The 19351-nt window shown below is 38.6% G+C and carries 17 protein-coding genes; 5 read left to right on the top strand and 12 right to left on the bottom strand.

Translation table 11 applies throughout. The features are described 5' to 3' along the window. Nucleotides 1-614: 614 nt before the first annotated feature. The 7 genes from I6E78_RS00310 to I6E78_RS00280 all read right to left on the bottom strand — a co-directional run bounded on the left by I6E78_RS00310 (nt 615) and on the right by I6E78_RS00280 (nt 11283). Nucleotides 615-1493, bottom strand: coding sequence for a hypothetical protein (locus I6E78_RS00310; protein ID WP_197181779.1), 879 nt, complete (start codon nt 1491-1493; stop codon nt 615-617). Continuing rightward, nucleotides 1494-3089: an AAA family ATPase gene (locus tag I6E78_RS00305; protein WP_197181778.1), complete on the bottom strand. Its 1596-nt coding sequence runs from the start codon at nt 3087-3089 to the stop codon at nt 1494-1496. Then, entirely contained in the window at nt 3086-4834 is a 1749-nt protein-coding gene (locus I6E78_RS00300) for a restriction endonuclease subunit S (RefSeq protein WP_197181777.1), read from the bottom strand. The genes I6E78_RS00305 and I6E78_RS00300 overlap by 4 nt, the downstream gene beginning before the upstream one ends. Nucleotides 4835-4837: 3 nt before the next feature. Then, nucleotides 4838-6340, bottom strand: coding sequence for a class I SAM-dependent DNA methyltransferase (locus I6E78_RS00295; protein ID WP_197181776.1), 1503 nt, complete (start codon nt 6338-6340; stop codon nt 4838-4840). Nucleotides 6341-6483: 143 nt separating this feature from the next. Then, nucleotides 6484-9918 (bottom strand): type I restriction-modification system endonuclease, encoded by a 3435-nt coding sequence (gene hsdR, locus I6E78_RS00290; protein ID WP_197181775.1) that lies wholly within the window; start codon nt 9916-9918, stop codon nt 6484-6486. A gap of 9 nt (nt 9919-9927) precedes the next feature. Continuing rightward, on the bottom strand, nt 9928-10860 hold the full coding sequence (locus tag I6E78_RS00285; RefSeq protein WP_197181774.1) for a restriction endonuclease: 933 nt from the start codon (nt 10858-10860) through the stop codon (nt 9928-9930). 141 nt (nt 10861-11001) lie between these two features. Continuing rightward, nucleotides 11002-11283 carry a hypothetical protein gene (locus tag I6E78_RS00280; protein WP_197181773.1) on the bottom strand — a complete coding sequence of 94 codons (282 nt, stop codon included), beginning with the start codon at nt 11281-11283 and terminating at the stop codon, nt 11002-11004. Nucleotides 11284-11400: 117 nt separating this feature from the next. On the opposite strand from I6E78_RS00280, the gene I6E78_RS00275 reads away from it, so the two are divergent. Further along, the gene (locus tag I6E78_RS00275; RefSeq protein ID WP_182683937.1) at nt 11401-12375 is read left to right on the top strand and encodes a transposase; all 975 of its coding nucleotides are present in this window, start codon (nt 11401-11403) and stop codon (nt 12373-12375) included. A gap of 172 nt (nt 12376-12547) precedes the next feature. Here I6E78_RS00275 and I6E78_RS00270 read toward each other — a convergent pair whose 3' ends face one another. Continuing rightward, the gene (locus I6E78_RS00270; protein WP_086994464.1) at nt 12548-12919 is read right to left on the bottom strand and encodes a hypothetical protein; all 372 of its coding nucleotides are present in this window, start codon (nt 12917-12919) and stop codon (nt 12548-12550) included. Between the two features lie 523 nt (nt 12920-13442). Between I6E78_RS00270 and I6E78_RS00265 the strand changes: the two genes are divergently transcribed. Further along, a complete protein-coding gene (locus I6E78_RS00265) occupies nt 13443-14057 on the top strand; it encodes an acyl carrier protein phosphodiesterase (protein WP_011329116.1) in 615 nt (204 codons plus the stop codon). 52 nt (nt 14058-14109) lie between these two features. Here I6E78_RS00265 and I6E78_RS00260 read toward each other — a convergent pair whose 3' ends face one another. Beyond that, nucleotides 14110-14418 (bottom strand): hypothetical protein, encoded by a 309-nt coding sequence (locus I6E78_RS00260; RefSeq protein WP_011329115.1) that lies wholly within the window; start codon nt 14416-14418, stop codon nt 14110-14112. A gap of 366 nt (nt 14419-14784) precedes the next feature. Here I6E78_RS00260 and I6E78_RS00255 point away from each other — a divergent pair, with 366 nt between their 5' ends. Next, nucleotides 14785-15123 (top strand): YajD family HNH nuclease, encoded by a 339-nt coding sequence (locus I6E78_RS00255; RefSeq protein ID WP_086997751.1) that lies wholly within the window; start codon nt 14785-14787, stop codon nt 15121-15123. A 392-nt stretch (nt 15124-15515) separates the two neighbouring features. On the opposite strand, the gene I6E78_RS00250 is transcribed toward I6E78_RS00255, so the two are convergent. From I6E78_RS00250 to I6E78_RS00240, 3 genes are all read right to left on the bottom strand, one after another. Continuing rightward, nucleotides 15516-16493 carry a GGDEF domain-containing protein gene (locus I6E78_RS00250; RefSeq protein WP_011329112.1) on the bottom strand — a complete coding sequence of 326 codons (978 nt, stop codon included), beginning with the start codon at nt 16491-16493 and terminating at the stop codon, nt 15516-15518. A 249-nt stretch (nt 16494-16742) separates the two neighbouring features. Further along, on the bottom strand, nt 16743-17069 hold the full coding sequence (locus I6E78_RS00245; RefSeq protein ID WP_011329111.1) for an SMR family transporter: 327 nt from the start codon (nt 17067-17069) through the stop codon (nt 16743-16745). Then, nucleotides 17066-17404, bottom strand: coding sequence for a DMT family transporter (locus I6E78_RS00240; protein ID WP_011329110.1), 339 nt, complete (start codon nt 17402-17404; stop codon nt 17066-17068). Before I6E78_RS00240 ends, I6E78_RS00245 begins: the two co-directional genes overlap by 4 nt. A gap of 101 nt (nt 17405-17505) precedes the next feature. Between I6E78_RS00240 and I6E78_RS00235 the strand changes: the two genes are divergently transcribed. Both I6E78_RS00235 and I6E78_RS00230 read left to right on the top strand, forming a co-directional pair. Beyond that, complete coding sequence (locus I6E78_RS00235; protein ID WP_197181772.1) at nt 17506-18408, top strand: LysR family transcriptional regulator; 903 nt, start codon at nt 17506-17508, stop codon at nt 18406-18408. A 173-nt stretch (nt 18409-18581) separates the two neighbouring features. Further along, complete coding sequence (locus tag I6E78_RS00230; protein WP_011329108.1) at nt 18582-19292, top strand: VC0807 family protein; 711 nt, start codon at nt 18582-18584, stop codon at nt 19290-19292. The last annotated feature ends 59 nt before the right edge of the window (nt 19293-19351 follow it).

Below are 19351 nucleotides of genomic sequence, written 5' to 3'. Positions count from 1 at the left end.
AGCCAAAGAGGGGCTGCCGCTAGTCCCTCTCTGGACACTCTCAGCGCCACCCGAGCATCACGCTATTTCCTTCAAATCACAATTGATGTGAACGTAAACGCCATGAAAGCACATCCATGTGCAAGCATGGCTTTCATTTCATCCATGAAATGCATTACTCATCAATTGCTTATTTTAGGGCGTGATGACGGGGGAGGGTGTTAAACGTGAGATTAGTGCTTGGCAAGAAGCAAGATTTATCAGCTAATACCTTAATGTATGAAGTCAAGATTTGACCCCTTTACTTTCAATCGATGTGAACGTAAACGCCATGAAAGCACATCCATGTGCAAACATGGCTTTCATTTCATCCATGAAATGAATTACTCATCAATTGCTTATTTTTCAGGGCGTGATGACGGGGAAGGGTGTTAAACGTGAGATTAGTGCTTGGCAAGAAGCAAGATTTATCAGCTAATACCTTAATGTATGAAGTCAAGATTTGACCCCTTTACTTTAAGATTTGACCCCTTTACTTTTCACCGGTAGAGACATACCGCGACTAATTTTTTGAACTGTTCATGATAAATAAGTTTGCGAATGGATAAAAAAGGTAATTTAAATTCATAAACTCGCTAATCTTTAAGATCTAATTTACCTAGAATATTAGCCAACCAAGGTTCTGTTTTTTTAGGCTTAACAAAAGCTACTGCGGCTGCTGAAAACGGTGATTTCCTGTTACAGGCTTCTATCAGTCGAATTTCAGCATTATCTAAATGGACTTGCATGAGTTGTTTACTTGCCAATGGTAAGCCATAAATACTTTCCAATAGCTCTAAGTCTTGCTGAACGGATGTAATTACTTCTAGCCGTTTACCTTTCACCGTTTTGTGATTTAGGTTATAGCATTTAGCACTCGTCCGTACTCTTTCGTATTTTGTTTTATCAGTTGCTTGATCGTATCTAGAGTGCGCCATACCAGGAGATTTTTCAAAGGATAATAGTTGAACATCGGCAAGTACGCATGGATCAATAAGAATAGGGTCTTCAACATTATGGTTTGTTAACGAACATTGACCCCATACTCTGGTGCTTTCATCTTGAAGTGGAAAGTAATCATGTTTTCCACCATTATCTCTTGGTTGATTGGCGTATTGACATGAGTATCGATAATTTTTTGGTTCAAATGCTAACCACCAATAGCCAGTATGCTTTTGAGATTGCCCACCCACAACTCTTACGGCGTAAGACTCTTTGGCTTTCTTAACAGCGCCTTTAGGTCGAAAATGGTCAACATTGAAATCTGTGGCAATTCGAGGAACTTCTGAATACCAGCATTTATCACCAAATTGATTAACAAAGTTGTCCTTAAATGGTGACCACTTACTACCAAGTCGTGTAAATTCTGCTGATTTATCTTGTGCGTTCCTAACTTCAGTTAGCCACTGCCTAGCGTTTACATCCCAATTGTCAGGTTTACATGCATCGATTAAATTAATGTCTATATATCGCAATTAAACCAGTCCCTTTGTCTTTAATATATTTTCTATAATATTTAATCGATACTCTGTATCATCTAAACCTTTCGAATCCATAGTGTCCATTGCTCTTTTTCTAGCAATTAGGAACTGCCTATAATCTTCATCTGGGTGGGTATAGCCGTAGCCTAACCGTTCTAACGAACCGTTTAGCTTTCTTAGTTCTTTGGTTTCTTGGTCAGTTAAAGTCTCTTTTTCAAGTAACCTTCTACGTTTCTCAATAACACCACTTGTGTGTCTGTCTAGCGTTGTCGCCATGCCAAACATGTCACTAGTGAGGATGCCATTCACGCCCATTCCTATCGGGCTTTCTGCGGGTATTTCAGCTATCGACAGGCCATCTTTGTTATTGCGTATAACTTGTATTTGCTCTTTGTCTAATTCAGCAATCGCTAATGGGTGATGTGTTACCATTAAGATATGGCAGAATTTTTGATTAGGTATAAACCGCTTAAGGAAAGTATGATATTTGGCGGCCCATGCAGGGTTTAAATGAGTATCTGGCTCATCTAGTAAAAATAATGAATCATCTTCAACAGTAAACTCTAAAAGGCCTAATACTGTGAGCAATTGCTGCTCGCCTTCACTTAACTCACTAAAGCTTACAATTTCATCGTTATGTAATTTGACTTTAATATTGACGCTATCAATAAGCTCAGAAAGCAATGTGCTTTCTAGCATTTTAAAAAAGTCTTTCGGTTTTAGGCCTTTGGCTACCTTTTTTAAGCCGTAAATATCAGGCAAAAACAAATGTACGAATTCATTATCAACGCCTTTGCCTGTTAACGATGTAGCTTCTTCTCTTGTTGATTTTACAGGGCCATAACTATAAGGGAATAGCCTATCTAAAAACTCACGAACTACGCCACGAGCGCCCCAAAAGACATCTTTCTTATTATTTTTACCCCATTCAGGCCTGCGAAATACAAAGTGAACTGAATGAAAATCTTTTATACCTAATTGCTCAGCTAAGAATTCACGACCTACTCCGTGTTGCTGGTTTAAAAAGAAAGCAAGCAGTACAAATTGGCTGTGAAATGGTTTTGCGTAAAATAATGGGCGAACCTCATCTTCAATTTTTACTTTATTCTTTAATAACTGATTATAGAACTTAGTTCTATGTGGTTTGAACAAATCTTCTAACCTATCACTCGGTCCAGAGTAATAGGCGAATAGATGTTGAGGTAAGTACTCAGAAGCCCCATTTTTATCCCGCTTAACCTTTGACAGAGCCACTGTTTCAGGTTTCGAATAGCTATTATCTTCCTGTTTAATCGCAATCTTTATTTTGTGTTGTTGGTGAGGAGTAGTGCCATAATCTAGTGATGCATCAACTTCAATGCGCTTTTCATTATTAGCGCCTAATGAATATATTAATTTATAGCTAAAAGGCGCTAGTTCTTCTCCAAGATCTAATGCCCTGAAAATACGAACTAAGGCTTCAATAACATTCGATTTTCCAGAGCCGTTTCTACCTATAAGGACTGTTAATAATTCCTTATCGTCAAAGTCTATCTCTAAGTTGTGGATATTTTTAAAGCCATCCCTGATTTTTAAAAAATCTACTTTCACTTTTTAATCACCTTAAAAGTACTGCTTTCACCTTCACCAGATTGAATAACAACTTTTTGTTCAATAAGCTTCTTTAATTCACTGAAAAGATCATCAATAGCGCTGAAAGTGTTGTCAGATAACTCATCAAATAATGCCTGTGCAGACATGCCTTTGTTATTGCTATTTAGCATGGTAAAGACCTCACCAGCTTGTGCTGGATTATCCTCAGTCGCGGGGGTAGATTCTACTTTGATTTGAGTTTTAAGGTTATGCTCAATTTTATCCGCTTGAGCTTTTGTTTTTTCTTGAGTTACTCCAGTTTTTTCTGCCTCTGACTGCTTTGGCTGCGAACTCTGCGTTTTAACTACAGCCGTTTTTCTGTCATCTTCAGATATTGGAGAGAATAATTTTCCACTAAATGCTCTTGCTAGTATTGATTGGGTCATTTTATCAACACGAAGCTTTGCTGCTTTGTATTGCTTTTCTACAAGATCTGCATTAGAGAATAGTTCTGCTACGATACGAACAATTTCTGCCTGCTCTTCTATCGAAGGAAGATCTATCTCTATGCTTTGTACTACAGCTTTGTTTAATGCCTTTTGATTATTTCCTCCACCAATCTTCCTTGTTTCTTCATATCTCTCCCAAAGTAAGTAATATAGATATTCTGGAAGTAAAAATGGCTCCGAGACCCTTAAAGCAGCCGTGTTTTGATTATGACACGCTTCAGTTCTAAGAATTGCTGGTTGTCCGCGAGTTTTCCCTTGGCCGATCATTGCTAACATTACAGTTCCTGAAGGGTGAATTTTTGTAGAAGTGTTGTCTAACCCATCACTGGTAATTTTTTCTTTCGTGTCATAAATTTCGCAAAAAGCAACTTCTGAACTACTAACCCATTTCACATCACCGCCCCAGTATGATGACTCTGTTCGCTTAGGTGTTGAGCCTATATGGACGTCACAAATAACACCAAGTGTTGTATGTAGCCAACCTATATTATTTAAACCTGAGTTCTGATGCGGATAAGATTTGAATTTTCTTTTTTGTTTAGCAAACTCTTCTATCCAATATTCTTCAATCAAATCTATAGTTGGCGGCCTAGCATCATACCCTTCACGCCAGTCTTTGGTGAGTTCTCCAGAGGTAGCTGCTGCGAGGACTGATTGGCGAAAGCGCTTTAAGATAGTTGGGATTTTATCGAGGCGGGATTGAGTTGCTTCAACTTTGGCTAATACTGAATCCAGTTTGTCGGCAATGCGCTTTTGCTCATCGACACTAGGGTTAGGGATAGGTAAGTCGGAAAGTGTCTTGGATGATAAATGTTTTACCGTTGTAGCAGATGTATGTTCATTGATCAGCTTTAAATATACAGGAAGTAAATACGACAAAAATCTAGAATCGTACTTATTACTATCTAAAACTTCTATTTTACAAACTCGTTGATTGAGCAAAGCTTTGTCTGAAGGCCATCGACAAGTGTTAAAGTCTCCGTCCATGCCTACCAAAATATCACTTTTTTCAACCCAGTAGCCTTTAGGTATTTCACCATCATAATAAGTTTCAGTGAACCCTTTTACCACGTCCCTAATTCTAATTAATGGAGTGCCACTCGAAGTATTGAATTGCGCTGATTTAAATGCATAACCATTTATAACTTTTGCAACTTTTTGCAAAGGGGTCCTTGTCCAAGAAGGATCTATTTTAGTTGACCCATTTACAGATTCTCTCTCAACTAACTCAGCTATATTTTCTCTGAATGCCATAAATTACAAAGCCTCTTCTTCAGCTGCATCTAATTCAACTAAAATTGATTGTAAGTCAGTTATTGCACCCGCTAATTCTTCAATGGCTTCATTAATGAGGATATCTGGTTCTGGAAGATTGGCAGCATCTTCAATACTGTCATCACGTATCCATGCCAAATCGAGGGAGTCTTCTTTAGCTGCAATTTCCTCACGGGTAAACGCTCTTAATCGACAGGTATCAATGCTGCCAATTTCACTACCGTTTTGGTGGTTATTAATAAATTCTTGGCGCTTATCTTCGTCTACTTGAGTTAAATCACCGCCAACGGCTTTATAAAACTCATCAAAATGGTCTTTGCTTAATACGTTGCGTTTACCAAATTGTGGCATGTTTGCCCGAAGGTCATATACCCATACTTTTTTGGTGTTGCCTTTATCTTGATTTATATCTGTAGGCTTATCAAAAAACAACACATTGGTTTTCACACCGGCGGCGTAGAATATTCCTGTTGGTAATCTTAAAATGGTATGCAGATTACACTTTTCCATTAGGTCGTTACGAATTTTACGGCCAGTTGAACCTTCAAATAAAACGTTGTCAGGCAAGACGACTGCTGCACGACCACCAGGTTTTAACATGCTGTGATACATAGCATGCAAAAAGGCTAGCTGTTTATTGGAGGTATAATGGACTAAATCATCACGCGTTGGTATGCCGCCACCTTGTTTGGTGCCAAAGGGTGGGTTAGCTAAAATTAAACTTGCCTTAGGCAGTAAGTTTTTACCTTCATTTGAAAGTGTATCACCATATAAAACACCAGCGTTATCATCGTCTATTGCTAAGTCGTGCAGCATTAAGTTCATCATAGCTAGGCGGCGTGTGTCTGGCACTAATTCCATGCCAAAGAAGGTGCCATGCTGATATTTTTTGTATGCCGCTTCATCAAGGTTTTTAATGTTGTTATGCTTTTTAAGCTCGTGGTGTGCTGCAATTAAGAAGCCGCCTGTACCTGCGGTTGGGTCAACTATTACATCATCTAAGTTTGGCTTCATGAGCTCAACCATGGCTTCTATAAGTACTCGCGGAGTAAAATATTGACCAGCACCTGACTTTTTCTCACTAGCATTTATTTCTAGCAAGCCTTCGTACATATCGCCTAAACCTTCCTCTTTAGCAGAGTACCAATCAAGATTATCAATTTCAGTCACTAGCTTGTTTAAGGTAGCTGGTTTACGAATACAAGTTGAAGCATCAGCAAAAATAGCTTTGGTTATTAGTGAGCCGTGTGAGCCTAGATGAATAAGCAGTTTTTTGTACTCTTCTAAACGAGTTACCGCATTGAACTCTTCAATGTCAGACCATCGGAAACCCTCAGGGATAAGCTCTTCTTGCCCTGTTTCTTCTACCATTTTTAAAAATATTAAGTAGGTTAATTCGTTTAGGTACTCGTGGTAAGTTACACCGTCATCTCTTAACAGGTTACATAAATTCCAGAGTTTATTAATTAGGTCTTGTGTGCTCATTAGTTTCTACTTATAAATTTGTTAATTTGTATTTAGCTTTACTTAACTTTAAACAGGCTTGTTACTTTGCTTAGCAACCTATTCAGGCTTAGTTTTTTGTCGCTAAAAGCTATGTTTAAATAATAAAACGCTATTGTATCGGATTAAGCCGATTGTTGTTGCTCACCCTCTGACCAAATAGATTTATTAAATTTACTTAAAATATCAGTAATGGGTTGCTCGAATAATTTGGTGGCTCGTTTAATGCCGCCAATTTGTTTAAAAATGCCTTCATTTAGATTGGTTTCATCAACAATAATGTTGGCTTTTATTTGTCCTGCAATGGTTTCTAGCCATTCACGTTGTGGTGTTTTCCAAGGTTGGCTATTGAGTATTTTATTAAGAGCATTATCAACACGCTGCTCATAAGGCACTAGCGCCTCACCTAATGCCGCTTGGCGAATAAAACCAATGATACGGGCGGCAATATCTTCATTTTTGACTTCTTTCCAAGCGACTTTAAGGTCTTCTTCTCGGAATTCATTTTTTTCAAGCTCTAGTGCTAGCTGTTTGAGGCTATCGCGAGTTAACTCCCAAGGGCGCTGGATAACAGTTTGAATCGCGACCATACGGTTACTATTGGCATTAACAAATTTATTGAAAGATGAAAGGTAGTCTTCAGGCTTTTGACCACTACCGTAACCTGTTGAGGTGCCAGTAACTTTATCGCCGTGAGTGGAAATAACTACTTTATTGTTACCACCAGTGCCTTTTACTTTCATATCAAGTAATTCACCTAAGCCTGGGTTATTAACAAACCAGTCTGCAACGTCTTGCACTTTCATGTTTTTCAATTCTTGTGCAAACTCTTGAGGAGGCTTACCTACGATACGTTCAAAGTCTGAATGTTGGTTAGTTGAAAGGTATTTCTTTTTACTCTGTAATTTAGCTAGGAACTGGTCTTTAGCTAGTTGCTGAAGTTTTGGATCTGGGCTTTCTTTTATTTCACTTTCAAGTTCCGTAAATGTGATATCAACCTTAGTAACTACAGGCTTCATGCTGTTAACTTTTTCAAGCTGTTTGTAAATATCTACCGCATCAAAAATACGGAAACGTTCTTTGGATATTTCATCACATTTGCGAGTGGCACGACCAAGCATTTGTTCAAATAGAATTCGGCTGTTAACACGGCGTAAGAATACTAAGTTACATATCTTTGGAACATCAACACCGGTGGTGAGTAAATCGACCGTAACAGCTATATTAGGCAGCCTGTCATTTTTATATCGGCGTATTTTTTCAAGAGGCTTATCAGATGCTCCAGTGATTTTTTGAATGGCATCATCATCCACTTCACCTAGGTAGTTTTCACATGCTTCTTTTAACGCTTCAACTACGTCATCTGCATGCTTATCGGTAACACAAAATATTAAGGACTTCTCTTGAGAATATGGATTTAAAGAATCACTTTCGATCAGCCAACGACATATTTCTTTGGTAAATTCAGGCGCTATGACTTTACGATTAAACTGTGCAACATCAAAGTTTAATTCGTCAGGTGTATTGATTAAGTCGATCTGCTGCGTTTGAGGATCGTATATTTGAACTTCTTCATTAACTTGATATTTAATTCCGTCAGTATTGAGTTCGGTATGAATTCGAGTTGGTGGAAGGTGATCTACTAAGTGACCATCAATTACTGCTTCGGTATATGTATAGGTAAATACCGGATCACCAAAAATATCTTTAGTGTGTAATGCTGGTGTTGCAGTTAAGCCCACTTTGAACGCATCAAAATATTCAATCACTGCTCGATATTTTGACATGTAATCTTTTTGATCACGGAACTTAACTTCAGTTTCGCTTAATTCACGGTCAAGTAAGTAGCCTCTATGGCACTCATCTACAACTATACAATCATATTGACCTACACCAGGTTTCGCACCATTATCTGATGGGTACATGATACGTTTTACGAGCCCTTGAATAGTTGCAATGTGGACTTTGGTATCATCTTCTGGGAATGGTACAGCTGATTTATCTGGTTCAATACCTAACACTTCAAATGTATCGGCAAAGGAGTTGGTGATACTTTCCATTTTTACTTCGCCAAAGTCGACAGTTGCTTGCTCACCTAATGCACTTCGGTCAACAAGAAATAGGATACGGCGAAACCTTTCGGCTTTTAATAAACGATAAACAAGCGCAATACAGGTTTTAGTTTTTCCCGTACCTGTTGCCATCGCAACCATAGCTCGTTCTTTGCCATCTTTAATCGCTGTCTCAACTTTTAAGATAGCTTTTTGCTGGTAATCACGAAGCTTTAATTCATAGTCAAACCCCATGTCATCAAGCTCAGCATTCGCTTGTTGTGGAGTTTGGCGTAAATACGTTTTTATTTCTTGAGGCGAATACCAGCCTTTTAGAGCTTTACGGCGATTCGTGTTATCACGAACATCTAAAAACCAGATGCCGCTTTCTTGTTCTAATTGTTTTAAGTAAGCACGACCATTAGTGGAAAAAGTAAGAGGAGTATTAAACTCACCATATTGAGTTACTTCAACACCCTCAGGGAGGTTCTCAACACCTTTGGCATATCGTTTGGCTTGATCGATAGCGCCATATACATTTTTTGCATTCTTCTTGGCTTCAATAACAGCCACAAGAGCCATACCAATAAACAGAGCATAATCAGCGGGGCCGGATTCTGTAGGCCATTCAGCTATTGCTTTGTTTTTATTCGGCTCAGGACGAGTGCCTTTTGCATAACGTAGGTTTTCAGTATCGGCTTCCCAACCTGCATCAAGCAATTGTTGATCAATAACAACACGAGTTTCTGCCTCATCCATTTCAAATGGTGATTTCTCAATACGTTTAAGTTCTGCTGCTTGTTCTTGTTTTGGTTTAGCTTGGAAAGATTTAGCGTATTGTTGGTTCGTAGCCTCTGCCGCTACTTTATATTTTTCAGCTTCTTTTTCACTGTCTAAGGCAAGCTGTTCCCATACAGCTTTGTCCTCGGCCATTTTTTCGGCACGTTTACGTTCCGCTATGGCTTTTTCTGATTCGACTTTACTTAGTTGTTCCGCTGTTTTTATGCGTTCAGAACTACGCAGTGATTCATTTTTTAATTGCTCAACTTGTTCTTCAAGCTGACGAACATATTCCGATGGATCTTGAGGTTTGACAAATTTTTTAATTTTAAAACCTTTGGCTGCACTACCGCCAAAAGTGATATGAAACCACATGGCTAATGCATGGCCGACCATTATTGCTTTTAAGGCATCACGGTGACTGGTACTGTCAAAATTATGGGTAGCAGTGTTGCCTAACTTTCGAATAGTATGGAAAGCATCTCTAACGTTATCATCGAGACGTAAGTTGTAATCTAGGTCTTTAAGAAGGTCTACTTGTTTTATATTATTACCAGACTCAACACCAATGCGAGCCGCTATTGATTGCGCAATAGCTTCACCTAATTGTCTTATCTTTATGAGAGAGGTATTTGGATCTGAAGAAAAATTAAGTTCAGCACTTTCGGCTAATTTAAATAGCCAATCTTGATGTTTTTTTAAAAAATCGAAATTACTGATGTGTTCCATAAACCTTCCTTAGTATTTTTCAAAAAATTCTTCGTCGATTTTCTTGAGGTGTAATACCTGTTCGTCTCTGCTGCCAATATTGTATCGAAGCATGAGTTTGGCTAATTCTTTACCGCTGATAAGTACAATGCGCATCCCTAAATCTTTAGCAGTTTGTACTGCGGATGGTGTGAAATCAGATGTGGTAATGAATATACCTTTTTGCGCTTTCTTTAAATTGAGCGCCCCAAAAAAATCACGGATATCACCAGAGCCGACGTTATTTCCTTCTGCATAACGTTTAGCTTGAATATAAATTTGGTCAACGCCAAGCGGGTCTTGATCTATTACTCCATCTACACCATTGTCTCCAGTTTTACCTAATGCATGAGCAGCTCCCTCACCAGTACCGCCATAGCCCATAGCAATTAGCAACTCTATCAATAGCTCCTCAAAAAATGCAGGTGTAACTTTACGTGTTCTCGATAAAAGATCCGATGTAAGGGCGTCATTAATTGCTTTGTAGGCATTTCTTAATGCTTCATCTGGCGTGATCTCTTCTATATTATCATTACTTTGGGGATTTATTGAGGCAGTTATTACTGGGGCCTCATTTTTTTGTTCAGAAAAGACGACAAATTCATCAAATTGTTTTAAATAGTTTTTATCTATTACAGTTGATTCATCTTCGAGTGCTTTTATGCCTCGTGTAGTGATTACAAAGTGCGCGCGTCTTGTAACTTCTAGAAGTCCAGCCTTTGTCAGGTATGTGCGTGCCCAGCCAACTCGGTTATCGAGAATAGGCTGCCTCCCACTTGGGAGTGTCTCAGTTTTTTCTTCGTCAGTAAGGTTAAACTGTTCAGCCAGTTCGTTAATTACATCCCTTAGCTTAACTTCTCTTCCATGGGCTCTATGTGCAACCTCTAAAAATGGGCGCATAAATTGCTGGTAATTAGGTATCACTAGCAGTCCTTTGTGTTGTTAGTACAATGGCCGACAATACTGCGCACTGTAACTTTTATACTATCTAGGTACAGTATTGTAATTTAGCTAAAAGCTCAATATTTATGTGTTGTATAGCGTATAAATAGAACTGAATTTTAGCTACAAGCACTCATTTTCAATATTCCTCGCTAATTGAATCAACAAGCTATGCTGCTTAGGGTTATCTATTGCTTCAATCGCTGAGCTATTGAGGTCGCCAAAGTATGACCCTAACCAAAGTACAATATCCCAGTCGAAATAGTATTTACTTACCTGTTCAATAATAGGTTCTAAAATAGGTTTAACGCGTCGCTTATAGATATCAAACTGAAAGGCGGGGTAGCCCTCATAGCCTGCGAAATTTGGTGCTGTTACAAAACCAAAGAAAACCAAAGGGGTCAAATCTTGACTTCATACATCAATGGTCTAGATTTATAGTTTATAACCAAAGGGGTCAAATCTTGACTTCATACATCAATGGTCTAGATTTATAGTTTATTGCTCATTGAGTTTATTATTATGTCTAGACCACTGCGAATAGAGTATGAAAATGCGTTTTATCATGTGATGAATCGCGGAAGAGGGCGTGAAAATACCTTTTTGAGTGATGACGATTTTAAGTGTTTTTTATACTGCATTGAGCAAGCAAGCCTTCGTTTTAATATTGAAGTACATTCGTATTGTTTAATGACCAATCATTACCACCTGTTAATAAAAACCCCAGATGCAAATTTAGGCAGAGCCATGAAGCATATTAATGGCCTCTATACGCAATATTTTAATAGAGCACATAATACAGATGGTGCACTGTTTAGAGGTCGCTACAAGGCGGTGCTGGTGGATGCTGATAATTACTTACTACATGTTAGCCGTTATATACATCGTAACCCAATAGAAACAAGTACACCGTTAGTAGATGTACTTATTGACTATAAATGGTCTAGCTATTCAGCTTTCATCAAAAAAACAGCGACGCCAAAATGGCTAGTTCGAGACTTTATATTTTCGCTTCAAGGAAAAAATCGTAAATATGCTGCGTACAAACAGTTTGTTGAATATGAAAATAATAAAGAGGTAATTACGTTTTATGGCGCTAAAAAGTTACTTTCAGTTTTGGGTTGTGACGCATTTATTGAAAAAATAAAGGGGTATATAGCAATACCAGATAGCGAAAGAAGTATTGTTATTAAAAAACGCTCAACGGATGATGTAATTGATTACTTAGCTAAATATTTTTGTATAGATACACATGATATTGTAACGGTTAAAAAAGGGCGAAAAGAGAAAAACTTGCCACGTATGTTTGCTATTAAATTATGCCAAGATTTAACTGGGCAAAATTTAAAAGCGTTAGCCGTTATTTTTAATGTTCAACATTATTCAGCCATATCTCAAACGGTATGTAGGCTAAATAAGTTAATAATTGAAGATGATAAGGTCAAATTACAATTCGAAAAACTGCGAGATAGCTTGATGTGTGAAGTCAAGATTTGACCCCAAACCTTCGTAAAGCAGTTAACGGTAAAACCAAACCACGTTGGGAAACTATTTTTAAAGTGATGAAAGTACTGAATCTTCGCCTTGCAACGCAAATAAGGTAGGCCGGATAAGCGGCGCAGCCGTGCCATCCGACAGTTCACATAATTGCTTAAATAAACTTAAGAGCTTACGCTTCAGCCCCCAGTAAACTATCAATATAAGTGAGTTCTTCGCTAAAAATACCACTAATGAATGCACTTTGTTCGCTAATTACAGCGTCATGAGGTTGGGCTTTATAGTCTTGTTGGCACCTGACAAGTTCGGTGGCTAACCATTGGCATGTGTTGTTTGCTGTATTTATGGCTGTTTTTAAAAAAGATGACCATTTTATTTTTTGTAGATTAAAGCGGTATAGCGCGACAGCAATTAAGCTATAGGCTTGTTGCTTGGGCGATGGTGCGTTATTGCTCTTTAATGTGTAGCTGTTTAAAAGCTTGGTGCTGATAAGGGCTTGTTGCAGTGCGACTTGCTGTAATTGGCTTAAAAAAGTAGTTGTCATAACGTGTTTTGCCTCTGTGAGCTTAATAACCTGATCTCCGGATAATAAACTTATCTCAAGCAGCTATTTTCAGCGCTAACTGCGTTGAATTTACTTGCAATAGGCCAGCTATTGACGCGTAAATTCGCCTTGTTTTCACTGAAAGCCTTTGGCTAGAGAAAATAAAATTAAATATAAATATGATTCAATACGTTAGTAAATCTCTTAACCAGAGTTCAGGTTTAATAGTTAAGGTTAAGCAAGGCGTTTTATGACTCATGCAGTACCGAAAAATACAGCAACATTGATAGCAAAATAGGGCTGACTCTTTACTGAATTAATCAAACATAATTGTAATTGGGTGGGGAGCAGGTTTGTGTTGTCTTTTTTATGGGGAGCGCAGGAGCCTGTGTTTTATTGGTGAAAAAATCACGAACTAAAATATCATTCCCTTGAAGCTTAAAGCCTTTCACTTTTCCTTTATATGAATTTCATCTACAACTGCGTTATTATCTAAAAGGTATTAACCAAACCCGAGAACACGTTGAATTATTTAGCTCATCTTTATTTAGCACAGCCTACGGCCGATTCGCACTTTGGTAATTTACTGGGCGACTTTGGTGGTCAACGGCATTTAAACCAGATACCTATAACGGTAAAGAATGCGCTCGATAATCACTATTTAGTGGATAAATTTACTGACTCTCATCCTATAGTTAAAGAGGCTAAACAGTATTTTTCACCTAAGCGTAAGCGTTTTGCAGGGGTGGCTATTGATGTGGTGTTTGATCACTTTTTAATTATGCATTGGCAAAAATATAATCTACAGCCATTAAACGACTTTAAACAAACTAGCTTTGCGCTTTTGCATAAGCGTATGCCTGTAATGCCGCCGCGAATGCAGCACGTTGTAAAACACATGACCGACAACGATTGGTTTAAAGAGTACGAAACCCTTGATGGGGTAGGGCTAGCACTTGATAATATAGCCAAGCGCATTCGCTTTACTAATACCTTTGCTGGTGCTGTTGATGATATAGCAAAGCATTATGATGAATTGAATGTTGTATTTTTAGCATTTTTCCCTGAGCTGATTACGCATGTAAATCAGTTTAATCTTGAAAACGCTAAAAACATCCGTGGGTTTTATACTTTATAGCCGGGGGATTTAATCCCCGAATCTACTTTTTATCCTCGGTAATAAACCTGATTTAGCTATCGGGTGCTTCTAATGTAAATACTAAATGTTTACGCATATCTTTTAAAACAACGCCTTTTTTTAGCATGGCTGCGCTTAAGCGCTTTTGCCATTTTAATAACTCTGGTTTTGCTGCAGCTAAGGCTTGCTCGTTGTCAAATTGAAAGCACAGTAGTAAGGAGCCAGGGAATAAGTGATATTGAACGTCAAACCAGCATTGCAGCATACCAGGGAGCTCTGCTAGGCCTTGTTTTTCGAGTGTATCGGCAATATTAAGGACAAGCGCTTGCTGTTTTATTTGCACTGCAGAGAGTTTTTTCATTGTTTTATCCAAGTTGTAGGCTAACAAATACAGCCATAAGTGCTCATTATACCCAAGCTTTTAGGTGAGCAACAACTTTGAGGATAGTTAACCTAAACTCTGGATAATAAATTTATCTCAAGCAGCTATTTTCAGCGCTAACTGCGTTGAATTTATTTGCAATGGGCCAGCCATTAACGCGTAAATTCGCCTTATTTTCACTGAAAATCTCTGTCTAGAGAAAATAAGTTTAAACATCATTATTATTATTCAATGTGTTAGTAAATATCTTAACCAAAGCTCGGTGGTTAAAATAAAAGGCGCTGTTCAAAGTGGTTTTTAAAGGCTAATCTGGGCTTATTGTAAAAAGACGGTAGTAATAAGTTAATGAGTAAAACCACGAGTGGTATGCAGGCTTATCAGCAGCAAGAAGAAGGTTATCGAATTAAAGCGTTAAGATTGTACCCTTGGGTATGTGGGCGCTGTGCACGTGAGTTTGAGTATTCTAATTTACGAGAGTTAACGGTGCATCATATTGATCATGACCATAATAATAACCCTGATGATGGTAGTAACTGGGAGTTATTGTGTATTTATTGCCATGATAATGAGCATAATAAATATCACGAATATGTGTTGTACGGCGGCACTACAGAGCAAAAAGTGGTGGCGGCTACACATAACCCGTTTGCCGACTTAAAGGCGCTGCTAAACAAAGATAAATAATGGGTAAAGCCATTTTGGCCAAGTGGTTAGTTTAGCTTACTTATTTCAAAGCTTTAGGGTCTGTTTATCTTTCAAGGTTAAATTTGCAACAGTGTGTTTGGTATTTAGGCAAGGCAGAGCCTATGTGGTGTGGTTATTCCCCATAAATAGGCGATAACGTAGCATCAATACCAAACATGCGCTGCCCGAAGGGTTCTTAGGGGCAATTAACTCTTTGTTAGGGGCGTGAGCAGGATGCAAAAGCTTTGCTCGGTTTTTGCTTATTCTTACATGGATGTAAGCCAGTAGAATAACGCAGGAGCAGTTATCGAGCCCACTAGGTTACAAACCTCGCGCCGTGATTAACTCGCCCCTAGTTTGAACGAATTTTAATCCGCAAAGGTCAGCAGACCCTAATCTTTACTAAATACGGCGCAGTCGCGGCCTTGTTTTTTTGCTTGATACATAGCATCGTCGGCGCGTTTAAACCAGCTAGCAACTGTGGTGCCCGGTACCCAAGCTGCAACACCAAAAGATACAGTAACTGAGTTACCCGCAGGTGTTTTTAACTCGTTTTTTATTGTTTCGCGTAGCTTGTTTATAAAGCTAACTTGCTCTTTGGGCGGGATTTCGGGAATTATTAGCACAAACTCTTCGCCACCAAAGCGGTATAGCTTATCTGATTCTCTTATATGTGAATTGGTAATTGACACTAACTGCTTTAGTACTCTGTCTCCTTCGGCATGGCCGAATTCGTCGTTTACCTTTTTGAAAAAGTCTAAGTCTAAAAACGCTAATAAATAAGTGCTGTTATAACGCTCTGCTCGCGAAATGGCGGCTAGTGTATCATCGTTAAGCGCACGGCGATTTAATGCGCCGGTTAAAGGATCGGTACTGTTTAGTTCTGCAAGTAAAGCAAGCTGCTTGTTGCCAAAAGAGGCATATACAAAAGCACAGGCAGCTAGCATTAAGTTGGTTGTAAAGTAAGAGTTTAGTGGCATAACATCGAATAAATTAGGTATGCTCGCAATAATTGCCACATTGCTAAGGGTGAGTATGAGCGCTTCTATTGGTTTAACTAAAAAAAACGTAACGGCTACTACCGGATAAACCCATAGCATACTGTTAATGCCGTTGGTAATTATAATGGCAATAACGCCAATATTAACAAGCAATGCAATAACGGCGCTAATAACACGCGGCTTTTTAGTGTAATGGGCATAACCGACTAAGGTTAAAATACCGCTTACAATGGCTAAGTCAATTAGCGCTGCGACTATGTTATTTTCTATAAAACGAATAATAATAAATGGCGTAATACCAAATACTGACACAATACTGAGTATAAGCAGAATAGAAAGCTGATGTTTTTCTTGTAGTTGCTTGAACATAAATGCCTCAAGGTAATAAGTATAATAATGCCAAACCTAAACTAGTGATAGCTTAAGCAAGCGGTGCGCTTTTAAGTTTTTATTTACTACTTTGTAGGTTGGCACAGCGCAACGTGTTACAAGTTATAGCGTTGCGCTATAAAATAGTCAACTAAGTTAGAAGTTTAGCCTAAAGTTAACTAAGGCAAAACAGCAGGAAAAACTAGCTTGAACTGCAGAGCACTTTAGCTAGTTTTTAATAAGAGGTATTTACGCGGGGCCAACTAATTGCATTGTCACAATAGATAAAATAAGTACTGCTAAACCAAAACAAACAACCCAGTTTAATTTATGACCAAACAACAACCAAGTTGCCAGCGCAGTACCGCTAATTGAAAGAGCTCCCCACGTGGCGTAGGCAATAAACAGTGGGATGCCTTGCACAGCGAGGGTGAGTAAGGCAAACGCGGCCATAATAAAAACAATGGCAAGTATGCCAAAGCGTTTATGTTTAAATCCGTGCGACATTTCTAAAAATACGTTGGCGGCAATGTCAAAAATTACTGAGCCAAGAATATAAAGCCAATATACTGTCATTGTTTTTGCTCTTGCATAGCGTGGCCGCTGTTAATTATAACAATGCCGATAATAGCTAATAAAAGTGCAAACATTTGGCCAATAGAAATAGCTTCGCCTAAAAATACAAATGACACAGATGCAATTAATATCATCCCCAAGCCTTCCCAGAAGGCGTTAGCAAGTGCGATAGGAATTTTGCTGGTGGCTTGGCTAAGAGCAAGATAAGCTAAGCCAACCATTAAAGTTACAAATAAGCTACCTAATAGTAACTGGTCTTCGTTTACCAGCCACTTCATTACTGTTGTACCTATAACCTCAAGAGTTACAGCTATTATTAAATATATCCAATGCATTTTTCCTGCTCTTAATACTAAAACATTGTGCGTATAATACTGCTTATTATTTTTATACTATAATTGCTCAGAGTCAAAATAATTGACACTAAGGGGGCTTGATGAAATTAGAGTCGTTACAGTACTTTGTGATGATTGCACAAACCGGCTCTATTGCTAAGGCGGCAGCGCGCTTGTCGGTTAATCGTAGCACTATGAGTATGGCGCTATCGACGCTAGAGGATCAGTTGGGTACTGCGCTATTTATTCGCACTGGTAATAGCATGCAATTAGCCCCCGCGGGTGAAAAAATTATTGACGATAGCATTCGCTTAATTAACCTTGCAGAGAGTATTAAGCACCGCTGCCTGCACGATGACGAGCAACTGCCACACCGCTTAGTTATTGGCCGTGATGATGCTTTACCCGAAGCCTTTTGGCGCGAAATTATTCGCAGTATTCGCAAGCGCTACCCAGGTATATCGTTAGAAATGCACTATGCGAGTGCAAATACGTTGCAGCAAATGGTTGAAGAGGGCTTTATGGACTTAGCTTGTTGCTTAGATCAGAGCTTGTATGCAAATACTCAGCTACCTTTACAAGTTTTGGGCTGGGTGGCATTGCATATGGTTATTGCCAAAGATCATCCGTTAACGCAAATGCGCTATGTAAGTAATGAAGACTTAGCCAGTGTGCCGCAAATTGCTTATTTAGATTTAAGCCAAAGTGACATTCAAACCAATGTATCTGAGCGTTACGATATTGCGTTAAGTAGCTTTGAGTTAATTAGGGATGCAATACGCGACAAGCTAGGTTGGGGTTATGTGCCAGAGCCATTATTAAAAGGGTTTCAACCACAAGAGGTGGCGCGCATTGCTCATGGCTATAATGTTTCGTGGCATGGGTATGTGGCTATATCGCAGCAAGTAGTTGAAAACGAGCAGCCAATAATTCGTGATATTCGCCGCCTTATTAGCGATCAGATGGTGGCTTTACCTGGCATCGATATGAGTTTGCCTGCGTAATAGAGGGCTGTTTGTGCACTTATACACAAAAAATAATTGCTCCCTTTCGGCTTTTTAATCAATACAAAAACGACAAGCTAGAATGGCGAAGGTATTGCGAGTATTATAGCCTTTGGCAGTAGCGAAGAGGTGCTCTTTTCGTCTTAGCAATAATATATTAATGGAAGTAACGAATGACAACCAGTGGTCAAAATAACAGTAAAGGTAAAAAAAACAATCCATTATTTGAGGTCGTTTTTAATATTATAGTGCCTTCAATTATTTTAATGAAGTTTTCGGGGCCTGAATATTTAGGAACCGTTGTAGGGTTAATTGTCGCGCTTATATTTCCTGTGGGTTACGGTATTTATGATTTTATTAAAGCACGCTCGTTAAATTTTATTTCATTATTAGGTTTTTTAAGTACTTTATTAACGGGTGGCATTGCGCTGTTTGAGCTTAATGTAGAATGGTTGGCAATAAAAGAAGCGGCTATACCGGGTATTATTGGCCTGACTGTTTTAATGTCGGGTTTTTTTGGTAAGCCATTATTGGCAAAGGTGCTGTTAAACTCGATTTTATTTAAGTTAGATGTAATTTACGATACGTTAGATGCGCGCGGTAATACCCAGCGTTTTAAGCAGCAAATTACCAAGGCTAATTATATTTTAGCGCTTACTTTTGCTTTTTCATCAACTATGAATTACGTGCTTGCTAAGTGGATAGTGACCAGCCCTGCGGGTACGGTAGAGTTTAACGAGCAGCTTGGTGAAATGACCTTGCTCAGTTACCCTATTATTGCTATTCCGTCTATGTTGGCAATGATTGGTATTTTCTTTTATGTGATTAAAGTAATTACTAAATTAACCGGCATGAAGTTTGAACAAATGGTTCATTCACAGTAATTTAAGTTACTAAGTTTTTAGTATAAAAAGGCTTACAACTATGTGTTGTAAGCCTTTTT

The organism is Pseudoalteromonas sp. NZS127, assembly GCF_015864805.1.
In the GTDB taxonomy this organism is placed as follows: Bacteria; Pseudomonadota; Gammaproteobacteria; order Enterobacterales; family Alteromonadaceae; genus Pseudoalteromonas; species Pseudoalteromonas nigrifaciens.
The sequence above is the reverse complement of the archived record's forward strand: the minus strand, read 5'-3'. Positions and strand labels throughout refer to the sequence as shown.